The organism is Sphingobacterium sp. UBA7631, assembly GCF_002483935.1.
Classification (GTDB): Bacteria; Bacteroidota; Bacteroidia; order Sphingobacteriales; family Sphingobacteriaceae; genus Sphingobacterium; species Sphingobacterium multivorum.
Genome location: NZ_DLIX01000005.1, coordinates 381950 through 394486 on the forward strand (window position 1 = coordinate 381950; position 12537 = coordinate 394486).

13 protein-coding genes are annotated in these 12537 nt (G+C 38.9%); 5 read left to right on the plus strand and 8 right to left on the minus strand.

Annotated features, from left to right (window positions below; translation table 11 throughout):
- Positions 1 to 144: 144 nt before the first annotated feature.
- From pepE to B3P16_RS10200, 3 genes are all read right to left on the minus strand, one after another.
- Complete coding sequence (pepE, locus tag B3P16_RS10190; protein WP_070565639.1) at positions 145 to 855, minus strand: dipeptidase PepE; 711 nt, start codon at positions 853 to 855, stop codon at positions 145 to 147.
- An 87-nt stretch (positions 856 to 942) separates the two neighbouring features.
- Positions 943 to 1119, minus strand: a complete 177-nt coding sequence (locus tag B3P16_RS10195; RefSeq protein ID WP_153848792.1) for a ribbon-helix-helix domain-containing protein — start codon at positions 1117 to 1119, stop codon at positions 943 to 945.
- 10 nt (positions 1120 to 1129) lie between these two features.
- Complete coding sequence (locus tag B3P16_RS10200) at positions 1130 to 1993, minus strand: SPFH domain-containing protein (protein WP_286753775.1); 864 nt, start codon at positions 1991 to 1993, stop codon at positions 1130 to 1132.
- A gap of 96 nt (positions 1994 to 2089) precedes the next feature.
- On the opposite strand from B3P16_RS10200, the gene B3P16_RS10205 reads away from it, so the two are divergent.
- The 5 genes from B3P16_RS10205 to B3P16_RS10225 all read left to right on the plus strand — a co-directional run bounded on the left by B3P16_RS10205 (position 2090) and on the right by B3P16_RS10225 (position 8199).
- Complete coding sequence (locus tag B3P16_RS10205) at positions 2090 to 2572, plus strand: DNA-deoxyinosine glycosylase (protein ID WP_070565645.1); 483 nt, start codon at positions 2090 to 2092, stop codon at positions 2570 to 2572.
- A 53-nt stretch (positions 2573 to 2625) separates the two neighbouring features.
- Positions 2626 to 3804, plus strand: a complete 1179-nt coding sequence (locus tag B3P16_RS10210; protein WP_115050721.1) for an AIR synthase related protein — start codon at positions 2626 to 2628, stop codon at positions 3802 to 3804.
- Between the two features lie 63 nt (positions 3805 to 3867).
- A complete protein-coding gene (locus B3P16_RS10215) occupies positions 3868 to 4305 on the plus strand; it encodes an ATP-dependent zinc protease (protein WP_070565649.1) in 438 nt (145 codons plus the stop codon).
- A gap of 57 nt (positions 4306 to 4362) precedes the next feature.
- Positions 4363 to 5298 carry a 30S ribosomal protein S6--L-glutamate ligase gene (gene rimK / locus B3P16_RS10220; RefSeq protein WP_070565651.1) on the plus strand — a complete coding sequence of 312 codons (936 nt, stop codon included), beginning with the start codon at positions 4363 to 4365 and terminating at the stop codon, positions 5296 to 5298.
- A 159-nt stretch (positions 5299 to 5457) separates the two neighbouring features.
- Positions 5458 to 8199 carry a DUF3857 domain-containing protein gene (locus B3P16_RS10225; protein WP_286842834.1) on the plus strand — a complete coding sequence of 914 codons (2742 nt, stop codon included), beginning with the start codon at positions 5458 to 5460 and terminating at the stop codon, positions 8197 to 8199.
- Positions 8200 to 8269: 70 nt separating this feature from the next.
- On the opposite strand, the gene B3P16_RS10230 is transcribed toward B3P16_RS10225, so the two are convergent.
- The 5 genes from B3P16_RS10230 to thrS all read right to left on the minus strand — a co-directional run bounded on the left by B3P16_RS10230 (position 8270) and on the right by thrS (position 12149).
- Entirely contained in the window at positions 8270 to 8719 is a 450-nt protein-coding gene (locus B3P16_RS10230; protein WP_286842836.1) for a DUF3060 domain-containing protein, read from the minus strand.
- A 250-nt stretch (positions 8720 to 8969) separates the two neighbouring features.
- A complete protein-coding gene (gene rplT / locus B3P16_RS10235) occupies positions 8970 to 9314 on the minus strand; it encodes a 50S ribosomal protein L20 (RefSeq protein WP_046674462.1) in 345 nt (114 codons plus the stop codon).
- 97 nt (positions 9315 to 9411) lie between these two features.
- On the minus strand, positions 9412 to 9612 hold the full coding sequence (rpmI, locus tag B3P16_RS10240) for a 50S ribosomal protein L35 (protein WP_002993964.1): 201 nt from the start codon (positions 9610 to 9612) through the stop codon (positions 9412 to 9414).
- A gap of 39 nt (positions 9613 to 9651) precedes the next feature.
- Positions 9652 to 10212, minus strand: a complete 561-nt coding sequence (gene infC / locus B3P16_RS10245) for a translation initiation factor IF-3 (protein ID WP_083295912.1) — start codon at positions 10210 to 10212, stop codon at positions 9652 to 9654.
- Positions 10213 to 10223: 11 nt separating this feature from the next.
- Positions 10224 to 12149 (minus strand): threonine--tRNA ligase, encoded by a 1926-nt coding sequence (thrS, locus tag B3P16_RS10250; RefSeq protein ID WP_286842839.1) that lies wholly within the window; start codon positions 12147 to 12149, stop codon positions 10224 to 10226.
- Positions 12150 to 12537 lie beyond the last annotated feature (388 nt).

Here is a 12537-nt window from a genome sequence, read left to right on the forward strand (position 1 = left end):
CAAAAGTAGCTTATTTTGTATTATTTTCAACAATCTGAAAAACTATTTTTTCCAATGGGAATTAGGGCCAGCTTTTCATAAAATCGTCTACCACTGCGCTGAACGGTCCATTTGACGTTCCTTGCCCATTAACTTTACAATAGCTTAAAAATTAATTAATCCAGGTGCTAGCTCTACAGGTTCAAGCCCCGCCTTAAACAACCGTGCTTTTAAACCACCTTGCAGTACAATGGTCCCGTCATTTACGTGTAGCCAGCTACCTTCACGCAAGCCTATAACAGGTTGGCTGTTCAATTGATGAAATTCCTGAATTCGCGTTTCCCTCGTCTCTCCTTTATGTGTAGAATTTGGATCTGGATCCAAATAATGTGGATTGATATTAAAAGGTAAGAAACCAAGTGCGTTAAAACTAGGCGGATAAACAATAGGCATATCATTCGTGGTTCCAATTGTTAATCCGGTCAAATTGGACCCCGCGGATGTGCCCACATATGGAATCCCCTTTGCTACTTGTACGCGCAGTTGCGGAACCAAATCCAGATCATACAGCGTTTTTAAGAGTAAAAATGTATTTCCTCCACCAATAAAAATAGCTTTAGCATCCTGAATAGCCTTCTTCATATTGTCAAACTCATGGAGCCCCCTAACCGTCACGCCCTCATCTTTCAGGGCATCTTGTACCTTAGCGGTATAAGCATCAAAGGAAATTCCTGAAGGTCTCGCAAAAGGGACAAACAGCAATTCGTCTGACTGAATAAATTCGACAAAATCGTGCTTAATATAAGCTAAAAACTCACTCCCATGGATCGTGCTTGTACTTACGACCAATAACTTGTACGCTGGATTAATCTTCATCTTCTATCGTTAAAACATTAAATAAAAAGTACCTTTGGCTTTATTAATTGCGAGGCCAAAGGTACAGTTTTCGTTCCTTACTATAGGCTATTTCTTATCAGCAGTCTTTTTTTCTGCACCCAATCTTTTATTTTCTTGCAGTGCCTTATGTAAAAGATATTCTATCTGCCCATTAACACTTCTAAACTCATCTGCAGCCCATTTTTCCAATGCTTTGTACATTTGGTCGTCTAAGCGTAGCATAAAGTTTTTCTTATCCGCCATTTCATTTCGTTTATTGGTACAACGTACCTGTATTTACAATTGGTGTCGCTGCTTTCTCTCCACAGAGTACCACCATTAAATTGCTGACCATTGCTGCTTTTTTCTCGTTATCCAGCTCTACAATATCTTTTTCGGACAGCTTTTTTAGTGCCATTTCAACCATACCTACAGCTCCATCTACAATCTTTGAGCGCGCAGCGACAATTGCAGCGGCTTGCTGTCTTTGAAGCATCGCACCAGCGATTTCTGACGCGTAGGCCAAATGGCTGATTCTTGCTTCCTTAATAATAACGCCAGCTGGCGCCAAACGATCCGACAATTCTTGTTCAAGAATATGATTTACGGTATCCCCACCTTCACGCAAGGTGATCTCCGCTCCTTCATCTTCCAAGTTATCGTAAGGAAAGCTTCCGGCCAAATGTCTTACTGCTGCTTCACTCTGCGTGCGTACATAAGATGTGTAGTTACTGACATCATAAGCAGCTTTATACGTGTCACCCACTTGCCACACGATCACTGCCCCAATCTCAATTGGGTTTCCCATCTTGTCATTTACTTTCAGTGTCTGTCCCTGTAAGTTATCCGAACGAAGACTTACTTTAATCGTTGAATACAACGGATTGACAAAAAACAATCCATTTTCCTTAACGGTACCTACATATTTTCCGAAGAAATTCAGCACACGTGAATGATTTGGATTAATAATCATCAATCCCTTTAAAATAAAAAAAGTAGCAATCATTAATACCACTCCCAATACAACATACAGCGAACTTTCTTCTACGCTCGCAAATGAAAATATAGCTGCCACAAACGAGACAACAGCTATCAATAAAGCTAAATAGCCTGACATTGGTTTAATTAGTTTTTCCATAATTGTTAATATATATTTGATATCATTTTAATATCATAAATATACTACAATAATTTTCATATTTCAAAGGAAAATTTAAAATTGCTATTTTTGATCATGCGCAAAAAATCCTTTCTACCCTTAGTCAATTCGACGACAGAAATACTCATCCTTGGCTCGTTGCCCGGAGATAAATCTCTGGCAGAAAATGAATATTATGCACATCCACAAAATCGCTTTTGGAAAGTAATCACCAATTTGTTCAATGCACCGGAACAAACAAATTATACGGAGAAGATAGATTTATTACTCAAAAACAACATTGGTCTTTGGGATGTTTGTGCAGAAGCCTCTCGTCCCGGCAGTATGGATTTAGCCATACAAAATGAAGTTCCGAATCCGATTGACGAGCTGCTGCAAACCTTTCCCACAATCACACAAATTATTTTTAACGGACAAAAAGCGTACAGTTTGTATTTAAAGCATTTCAACAAACGAGAAGACATTATGTACAGATGCTTACCCAGCACAAGTCCGGCCAATGCGAAAAGTAATCTCGAAAATCTAATTCAACATTGGCGCATAATAATAAGTGATTAAATTACACGAATTAGGTTCTTTAATTCAGTCCTATTGCTTATTTTTGCCCTAAGATGTCAGATTTAAAATACAATCAACGAGGCGTATCCGCAGGGAAAGAGGATGTGCACAATGCGATAAAAAATATAGATAAGGGTCTGTTTCCCAAAGCATTTTGCAAAATAATTCCAGATATTTTGGGTGGAGATCCAGACTGGTGTAATATTATGCATGCGGATGGTGCTGGTACCAAATCTTCATTGGCTTATGTATACTGGAAGGAAACCGGTGATATTTCAGTGTGGAAAGGTATAGCACAGGATGCAATTATCATGAATATTGACGACTTGCTTTGCGTGGGAGCCATCGATAACATTCTTTTATCCTCAACGATTGGCAGAAATAAAAATCTTATTCCTGGAGAGGTGATCGCAGAAATCATCAATGGCACAGAAGAGATTCTATCTGAACTTCGGGATTTGGGAATTGGCATCTATTCTACAGGAGGTGAAACGGCCGACGTTGGCGACCTTGTTCGCACCATCATTGTTGATAGTACGGTGACCTGTCGTATGAAACGTGAAGACGTCATTTCAAATCATCGCATCAAAGGTGGCAATGTAATTGTTGGATTGGCATCGAATGGAAAAGCAACCTATGAACAGACGTACAATGGCGGAATGGGTTCCAATGGACTAACTTCTGCACGTCATGATGTATTTAACAAAAAAGTAGCTGAAAAATATCCTGAAGCGTATGATCCAGCTGTTCCTTACGAACTAGTTTTCGCTGGAAGCCAGGACCTCACCAATGAAATCGAAGTTGAAACAGGAGAAAAAATAACTGCGGGTAAGCTTGTTCTTTCGGCGACGCGTACTTATGCGCCTGTTATCAAACAAATACTGGACAAGTATCGTTCACAAATCGACGGAATGGTGCATTGCTCAGGTGGAGCGCAAACAAAGGTTTTACACTTCGTTGATAATGTGCATGTCATCAAAGATAATCTTTTCCCGATCCCACCTCTTTTTGAATTAATACAGAAAGAATCCAATACAGACTGGAAAGAAATGTACAAAGTATTTAATATGGGACATCGTATGGAATTATATGTACCGGAATCAATTGCATCGGATATCATTGCTATTTCAGAGTCGTTTGGCATTCCGGCTCAAATCATAGGTCGCGTGGAAGAATCTACTGCTAAAAAAGTTACTATAACCTCTCCTTACGGAGAATTTATCTACGAATAAAAGATTTTCATCCCTGTCCCCTGCTTATACAGGCGACAGGGCTATTTTTTCAATTTGGTATAAATGAAAGAGAAACTTCTTGTGGGCTGGAAAGAGACCCTTGATTTACCTGAATTGGGAATATATGGTATAGAAGCAAAAGTCGATACCGGCGCTGCTTCATCGGTACTACATTGCAATTCGTACGAGATCGTTAAGGAAGATGGTCAGGATTGGATTATCTGTGAACTTATAACAAATTTTGGGACAAAAGAAACAAAAACACTGAAGTTAAAACTCTATAGGACAAAACTAGTGAAAAGTTCTTTTGGCCAAGAAGAAAAGCGTTACTATATCCGCACAACAGCAACATTATATAACCAGGTATTTAGCATTAAGATCTCCTTTAGAAATAGATCACAAATGACCTATCCTATGCTGTTGGGTAAAAATTTCTTAAACAAAAGATTTTTGGTCGATGTTTCCAAAGAAAATCTGTCGACGAAGACCCTGGTAAAATAAAACAATTAGCCAAGCTATTTTGTTATCTTAGCACAAAATATATTCAATATACAAATCGTGAAAATTGCCGTATTATCGACAGTAAAGAGTTTATACTCAACTCGTCGTCTCGTAGAAGCCGCACAACAAAGAGGACACGAATGTGTTGTCATCGATCACAGCAAATGTTATGTAGGCATTCAACAAGGTAAACCCAGTATTCATTATAAAGGACAGGATCTCAGTGATATTGATGCCATTATTCCCCGGATAGGAGCATCGGTAACATTCTATGGATCTGCTATCGTTAGACAATTTGAGGTGATGGATGTCATTTCCGCAAATCCCAGTCAAGCCATTACGCGTTCCCGAGACAAATTGAGATGCCTACAGATTTTATCCGGGGCAGGTATCGGACTCCCGATTACAGGATTTGCACGCACAGCCTCCGATGTGGACGATCTCATCAGTATGGTAGGTGGAGCTCCTTTAGTCATTAAACTACTCGAGGGAACCCAAGGTATCGGTGTTGTACTTGCCGAAACCAAAAAAGCGGCCTCTTCTGTTATAGAAGCGTTCTACGGCCTGGGCAATAATATCCTGATCCAAGAGTTCATCAAAGAGTCTAAAGGCTCTGATATTCGTGCATTCGTGGTTGACGGCAAAGTTGTTGGAGCGATGAAACGCACGGCGAAAGAGGGTGAGTTTAGATCAAATATCCATCGGGGTGGCACCGCTCAGATTATCCGGTTAAGTAAAGCTGAAAGAGAAACAGCAATTGCGGCTGCGGCACAGCTAGGACTTACGGTTTGTGGTGTAGATATGATTCCTTCTGACAGAGGCCCTTTAGTACTGGAAGTAAACTCATCTCCTGGTTTGGAAGGCATCGAGAAAGCGACAAAAAAAGATATTGCCTCAGAAATTATACAATATATTGAGAGACAATATGAAGCAAAGCAAGCTCAAATGCCTAAAGTCGTTAAGAAAAAGAAAAAAAGAGAAAGTAAATTATAAAATTACCGGATTAGCAACTAAAAGGGTTGTTCGTATATACGGACAACCCTTTTAGTTGCTAGATAACCTAGACTCAACTAAAGCCGAATTTCCAATACTCCTTAAATTCGCCTACCGTTGCTTCCAATTTTTACTTATCTTAGGCTAAATTATGAATTAATGAAAAGATTTAGCCATCTTCTATTTGCCTTTGTACTCGTACTAGCTGCATTTTCCTGGTCTTTTAGCCAAACAACTATCCAAAAGACGGCATCGCCAACTTGGCTCCGGCCCACTACAAAAAAGGCCATAAAGCCAAATTTGGATGATATTAGTGATGGATATTACTATGAGCTAATCGAACATCAAATAAACTTGGCTACCCAAACAAGATATTATAAGGACATAAAAGTTCTATTTGATCAGACTGGAATCGAAAATCTGGGGCAAATTCAGGTAACCTTTGACCCGCATTTTCAAAAACTTCAACTACATGAGCTAAAGGTTATTCGCAACGGCAAGGATATTAATCTACTACCGCAAGCAAAATTTAAGCTCCTTGCCTCCGAAACAGAGCTTTCGAGATCTATCTACAACGGAAGTCAAATGGCCCATTATGTTTTGGAGGATTTACGTAAAGACGACAAGATTGTATTTGCTTATTCAATAATAGGTGTAAACCCAGTATTTGAACAGAAATTTTTCGACAGCTACTACTTACAGGGATATGAACCTACAGGTCTGGTCCATCTCAACTATATTGTACCCAATGGTCGCAAACTTCAGTTTAAGAGTTTCAATGGCGCTCCTGAGGTGCAGCAACAGTCAACAGGAAATACAACAAATTTCTTCTGGGAGCTGACGGCGGACAAAACGGTTCAATACGAAGATTATAGCCCGTCATGGTACAACCCTTTAAAATATATCCAATGCACGGAATTTAATACCTGGCAGGAAGTTGATCAATGGAACCGTAAAATTAATCCCATCCCGCAAATAGCAACGACAAGTACACTGCAAACCTTCGTCAACCAACTTTGGAAAGAGTCCAAAGGACAGCCCTATACATACCTGAAAAAAGCCTGCGACTTTGTACAAAATGAGATACGTTATATGGGTATTGAGATGGGAGAATATTCGCACCGGGCAAATGTTCCAGAAAAAGTATTTTCCCAGCGCTACGGCGATTGCAAGGATAAATCAATGCTGCTGGCTACAATGCTCAAAAACAAGAATATTGATGTAGGACTCGTATTAGCCAATACCTATAAGAATAGAGGCCTGCAGGAAGAGCTCCCCTCGCCCTATGCTTTCAACCATATGGTTATTGAAGTTAATATTGGTGGACGTTCCCAATATATTGACCCCACCATAACTCAGCAGGGTGGAGATATCAAAAACAGGTATTTCCCAGCTTATGGGAAAGTACTCTCCACCATGGGTAGTGGAAAGCTTACAGACGTACCGCAGCATGTTACCGGCAATATTAAAGTCAAGGAAACCTTGACACTGGAAGGCAAATTTGAGGCTACCCTGGATGTCCACACAACTTATGTTGGAAATGAGGCGGACGATATGCGCAGTTATTTTCAAAGTAGCGCCAAAAATGACATACAGAAGCAATACTTAGAGTATTATACAAAGATCTACCCCAAGATCAATAAAACTGGTCATATACAATACAAAGATGATATGGAGAACAATATTGTGGAGGTCATCGAAAAGTATAAAATAAAGAACATTGGAAAGAAGGAAAGCGGATCTACAAAAAAATATATTCCTTTGTTGGGAACAAATATCAATGAAAAGCTTCCAGAGATTATGGAGGATCGTATAGCTCCCCTAAGCCTTTCTTTTCCAACAGATCTAACCTACGAAATGTATATTGTCAACAAAGGCAAAAAGGAATTTGGTAATTACAGGGACAATAGTTATTTTGACAGGACTGCGTATGTCTTCGGTAAAACACTGGAAGTAAATCAAGATAGTATTAAGCTCGCATACACGTTAAGTTTCCACGAACCCTTTGTTGAACAAAAAGACCTGAAACAGTATTATACAGATTTTGCAGATCGTGATGATATCTTTTATAATGGCTTTTATCTTGACAATGACGGATATGTAACAGATGGGATACCTCGCTTAGGAACCCCTTCTTCAGTCAATGAAATTAATTGGTTTATTCTAATACTATTCGTTCTTCTTGTGCCAGCCATCATCTGGTATATTGTTAAAAAGTATAATAAAACCAGAGCTTTTATCATCAAACCCTATGACGAGATCTATCACGATCAGATCGGCGGATGGATGATCGTGCTGCTTATTGTACTATTTATAAATATAGTGACCCTATCCGGTATATTTTTCTTCCAGCAGTCCTTCTTTAATTTAAATACTTGGCAGGCGGCAGATCAGCTGGAAGGTGTTTCCCCCTTTTTATACAGAACTTTACTATTATTAGAAATAATCGGTAATATATTGGTACTAGCGGGTTTGATTTATAGCTGCATCTTGCTGGTCAAGAAACGCGATATTTTCGCTCAGACCTTCTTTATGGTTGCACTATTTATGGCCGTATTCTGTACTATTGATGGAATTGTATCCCATCTTATGTTCAAAAGTTATTTTGATAAAACAGAAGACTTGTTCACACATTATAAAGATACTATAAAATCAATTTTTTTCTTCTGTATTTGGGGAACTTACGTCTATAAATCGGAACGTGTAAAAGGCACCTGTATTCGGACGTATCAGAACGATGAGATTATTCAGAAGGCTGCGACAGTTCATCCTTTTGATCAAGATTTTCTAAAGCCTTATTCAATTACAAAACAAAGAGAAAACGAAGCTGAGGCGGAATTTCAATCCCAGGGTGATAGAGCCAATAGCAGTCATCCCGAGGATCATCCAGATAAACCATAGTTGCCACCTCGCGTAAAAATGGTTTCGTAAATAATATACGAAACCATTTTTTATGAAAATATGATTTACATTATTTCATCTTCATCACCATATTATCCGCGCCTTCAGTAGACACTTTTACCTGACCAGATTTGTTCTTCGTAGACTTATAATGGACATGGTTTTTGACTCCCTCAATCTGAACGGTCTCTACTGAACCAATATTGACCATATTGTCTGCTCCTTCTATCGTTACCGTTGCGATGTCATTGCCTGTTACTGTATTCCCCTTCCCCTCAATAATCAATTTGCTCACATTGCCACGAATCACAACTTTATTGTCAGCTCCTTCTATTTGTACGATCTCTCCTCCTTTGGCCTCTATTGTACGGTTATTGTTTACCCCTTCAATCGAGATAACTTTTCCCTTTTGATTAACCACATCGTTCGTTAGAGCCTTGGAAAATGGCTCTTTGGCCGCTATAACCAAGCTTCCGATTAAAAGAAGCGAAAATCCAAATGTAATTGTTCTTAGTTTCATAATGCTCTATTTTCTACAGTTCAACAAAAATCAAACCTAATTTCAGATTTAAAAGGGATATGAGCTGTAATATACTACGTCAATGCCTCAAAAGTATAATTGTGGAATAAGAAATAAAATGAAATACAGCATGTATTGGTTTTACTTGGAACATAACGTCCCAAAAAAGATACAGCATCCGTTACAACAAAAAAAGGAGCCTAACAGGCTCCTTTAATATCTCTAACAAATTGACAGCGGATTAAAAACTCTATTTTACTGCGTCTACAACTGCTTTGAAAGCTTCTGGGTTATTTAAAGCTAAGTCAGCTAAAACCTTACGGTTCAAACCAATATTCTTAGCGTTTAATTTACCGATCAATTGGGAATAAGAAATTCCGTGTTGACGAGCTCCAGCGTTGATACGTTGAATCCATAAAGCTCTAAACTCGCGTTTTTTGGTTTTACGATCGCGGTAAGCGTATTGTAAACCTTTTTCTACTGTATTTTTAGCAATAGTATAAACTTTGCTACGTGATCCAAAGTAACCTTTTGCAAGGCCTAGGATTTTTTTGCGTCTTCTTCTAGAAGCTACTGCGTTAACCGAACGTGGCATATTTTTAAATTAGTTTGGTAGAAGGTGTCATGTATTTCAATGAACTTACAACCTTGTACCCGGTTAAAAAATTATTATTAATAAAATCGAATAAAACTTATTTACCGATAGCAAGCATACGTTTTACGTTGCCCATATCGCCATCAGATACATAACTTGTTTGTGTTAAGTTACGTTTACGTTTTGTGCTCTTTTTTGTCAAGATGTGGCTTTTGAAAGCGTTTTTTCTTGCAATTTTACCTGTTCCAGTCAATTTGAAACGTTTCTTTGCGCTGGAATTGGTTTTAACTTTTGGCATAATACTTATAAATTTTATATCAATCTGTTAGAATTCTTATTATTTTTTAGGAGCCTTTGGAGCTACTGTTAAAAACATGCGTTTACCTTCTAATTTCGGTAAAAGCTCTACCTTACCGTAATCCTCTAAAGCCTGAGCAAAGCGTAACAACAAGATCTCACCTTGATCCTTGTGTACAATAGCACGACCTTTGAAGTGTACATAAGCACGAACTTTCTCTCCACTTTCTAGAAACTTAATAGCATGTTTCAATTTGAACTCAAAATCATGCTCACCAGAGTTAGGTCCGAAACGGATTTCTTTAATAACAGTCTGTTTTGCATTAGCTTTGATTTCCTTTTGTTTCTTCTTCTGTTCGTAAACAAACTTACTGTAGTCGATAATCTTACAAACCGGCGGTACAGCATTTGGCGAAATCTCCACTAAATCAAGTTCCAACTCATCAGCCAACTCTAACGCTTTGCGCGTAGGGTAAACTCCTTGTTCCACATTATCTCCTACCAAGCGCACCTCCGGTACCTTGATTAACTCATTAATGCGGTGATCTGGTTCTTTCTTTCTCATTGGTGGTCTTGGACCACCGGGTCTTTTTAATGCCAAATGTTTAAAAATTAAACGGTTATTTCCTTAATTAATATATCTCTAAATGCCTCAGCAGTCATTGTTCCCAATTCCACTGAGCCATGTTTACGTACAGAAACTGTGCCATTTTCCACCTCTTTTTCCCCTACAATCAACATATAAGGAAGCTTTTTCACTTCGGCGTCTCTGATTTTTCTGCCCACTTTCTCGTCACGTAAGTCTATCAGTCCGCGAATATCGGAATTATTTAGCGAATTCAAAACATTTTGCGCATATTCTTCGTATTTTTCTGACACTGGCAAGACGATAAATTGCTCAGGTGCAAGCCATAACGGGAATTGTCCCGCACAATGTTCGATCAGTACAGCTACAAAACGCTCCAAAGATCCAAAAGGTGCACGGTGAATCATTACTGGACGATGTTTCATATTATCACTTCCAGTATATTCCAATTCAAAACGCTCAGGTAAATTATAATCGACCTGTATTGTACCCAATTGCCACTTCCGTCCTAAAGCATCCTTCACCATAAAGTCTAACTTAGGACCATAGAAAGCCGCCTCTCCATATTCCACGACTGTCGGTAAACCTTTCTCTTCAGCAGCCTCAATAATCGCAGACTCAGCCAAAGCCCAATTTTCGTCAGTACCAATATATTTTGTACGGTTTTCAGGATCACGTAATGACACTTGTGCTGTATATTCATTAAAGCCTAACGCTCCAAATACATAAAGAACCAAGTCTATTACCTTTTTGAATTCATCTTTAACCTGATCAGGACGGCAAAACAAATGTGCATCATCTTGCGTAAACCCACGAACCCTTGTCAAACCGTGAAGCTCACCAGATTGCTCGTAACGATATACAGTACCAAACTCAGCAAAGCGAACCGGTAAGTCCTTATACGAGCGTGGTTTTACTTTATAAATTTCACAATGATGCGGACAGTTCATTGGTTTTAACAAAAACTCTTCTCCTTCGATCGGAGTCTTTATTGGTTGAAATGAATCCGCGCCATATTTCTCATAGTGTCCAGAAGTCACATATAACTGCTTATGCCCGATATGCGGCGTAACAACAGGCTCATACCCAGAGTTTAACTGTGCTTTCTGCAAAAAGTCTATCAGCTTTTGACGTAATGCAGCTCCTTTAGGCAACCAAAGTGGCAAACCTGCACCAACTTTTTCAGAAAAAGCAAAAAGTTCCAACTCTTTCCCAAGTTTACGGTGATCGCGTTTTTTCGCCTCTTCTATAAATTTCAAATACTCTGTAAGCTCCGATGCCTTAGGGAACGTAACACCATAAATACGTGTCAACTGTTTGCGAGACTCATCACCCCTCCAGTAAGCGCCGGCAACATTAGTCAATTTAATCGCTTTGATAAACCCAGTATTTGGAATATGAGGGCCACGACATAAATCTGTAAATTCCCCTTGCGTGTAGAAAGTAATCTTTCCATCTTCCAAGTCTTTGATTAAATCTAGCTTATACTCATCTCCTTTTTCAGTAAAGTAAGCCAATGCATCCGATTTCGAAACAGCTTTACGTTCAAATGTTTCTTTCCGTTTAGCCAGCTCCAGCATCTTGTCTTCGATGGCTTTAAAGTCATCAGACGAGAATTCACGATCACCAAAATCAACATCGTAGTAAAATCCGGTTTCAATCGCGGGACCAATACCAAATTTAATCCCTGGATACAATGCCTCCAAAGCCTCAGCCAGTAAGTGGGCTGAAGAATGCCAAAAAGTGGATTTACCTTTGGTATCATTCCAGGTTAATAACTTAACAGTAGCATCATTTTCAATAGCACGGGCAGAATCCCACACTTCGCCATTTACTTCGGCAGCAAGAACGTTTCTTGCAAGCCCCTCTGAGATGGATAACGCAATCTCTGCAGCAGTGATTCCTTTTTGATACTCTCTTACGGAACCATCCGGTAGTGTAATTTTAATCATTTACAACTATGATCTTTAAATTGTTAAAAAATAGAAAACATAAAACAACATGTACAATTATGTTATTACACTTACGTTTTCAATAAATAAATTGTGACACAAATTTAGTAAAAATTCTGATAAAATAACAGGTTTTTTGCGCTATTCAACGCATTTTACAGGGCATTTACAGGCTCCCCACCTCTCCACTGTTCAAACACGCCGATTTCATTGGCATTACACACTTTACCCCCTCATCATTGCAGTTTAAAACGGATTGATAATCTGATCTTATTGACCAGCAATGTCGCTCTATGGTACCGAGGTACATCCCAACAATTAATGAAAATCAGGTTATATATTAACAGGGTAATTACAGGGGGTTAACAGGGGTATAACAGGGGGTTAG

What these genes read in the sequence shown, in the direction of transcription:
- rpmI (WP_002993964.1), bottom strand. Translation starts at nt 9,612, where the DNA reads ATGCCAAAAGTTAAAACCAATTCCAGCGCAAAGAAACGTTTCAAATTG.
- B3P16_RS10200 (WP_286753775.1), bottom strand. Translation starts at nt 1,993, where the DNA reads ATGGAAAAACTAATTAAACCAATGTCAGGCTATTTAGCTTTATTGATA.
- B3P16_RS10210 (WP_115050721.1), top strand. Translation starts at nt 2,626, where the DNA reads ATGTCAGATTTAAAATACAATCAACGAGGCGTATCCGCAGGGAAAGAG.
- B3P16_RS10225 (WP_286842834.1), top strand. Translation starts at nt 5,458, where the DNA reads ATGAAAAGATTTAGCCATCTTCTATTTGCCTTTGTACTCGTACTAGCT.
- rplT (WP_046674462.1), bottom strand. Translation starts at nt 9,314, where the DNA reads ATGCCACGTTCGGTTAACGCAGTAGCTTCTAGAAGAAGACGCAAAAAA.
- pepE (WP_070565639.1), bottom strand. Translation starts at nt 855, where the DNA reads ATGAAGATTAATCCAGCGTACAAGTTATTGGTCGTAAGTACAAGCACG.
- B3P16_RS10230 (WP_286842836.1), bottom strand. Translation starts at nt 8,719, where the DNA reads ATGAAACTAAGAACAATTACATTTGGATTTTCGCTTCTTTTAATCGGA.
- B3P16_RS10195 (WP_153848792.1), bottom strand. Translation starts at nt 1,119, where the DNA reads ATGGCGGATAAGAAAAACTTTATGCTACGCTTAGACGACCAAATGTAC.
- B3P16_RS10205 (WP_070565645.1), top strand. Translation starts at nt 2,090, where the DNA reads ATGCGCAAAAAATCCTTTCTACCCTTAGTCAATTCGACGACAGAAATA.
- B3P16_RS10215 (WP_070565649.1), top strand. Translation starts at nt 3,868, where the DNA reads ATGAAAGAGAAACTTCTTGTGGGCTGGAAAGAGACCCTTGATTTACCT.
- thrS (WP_286842839.1), bottom strand. Translation starts at nt 12,149, where the DNA reads ATGATTAAAATTACACTACCGGATGGTTCCGTAAGAGAGTATCAAAAA.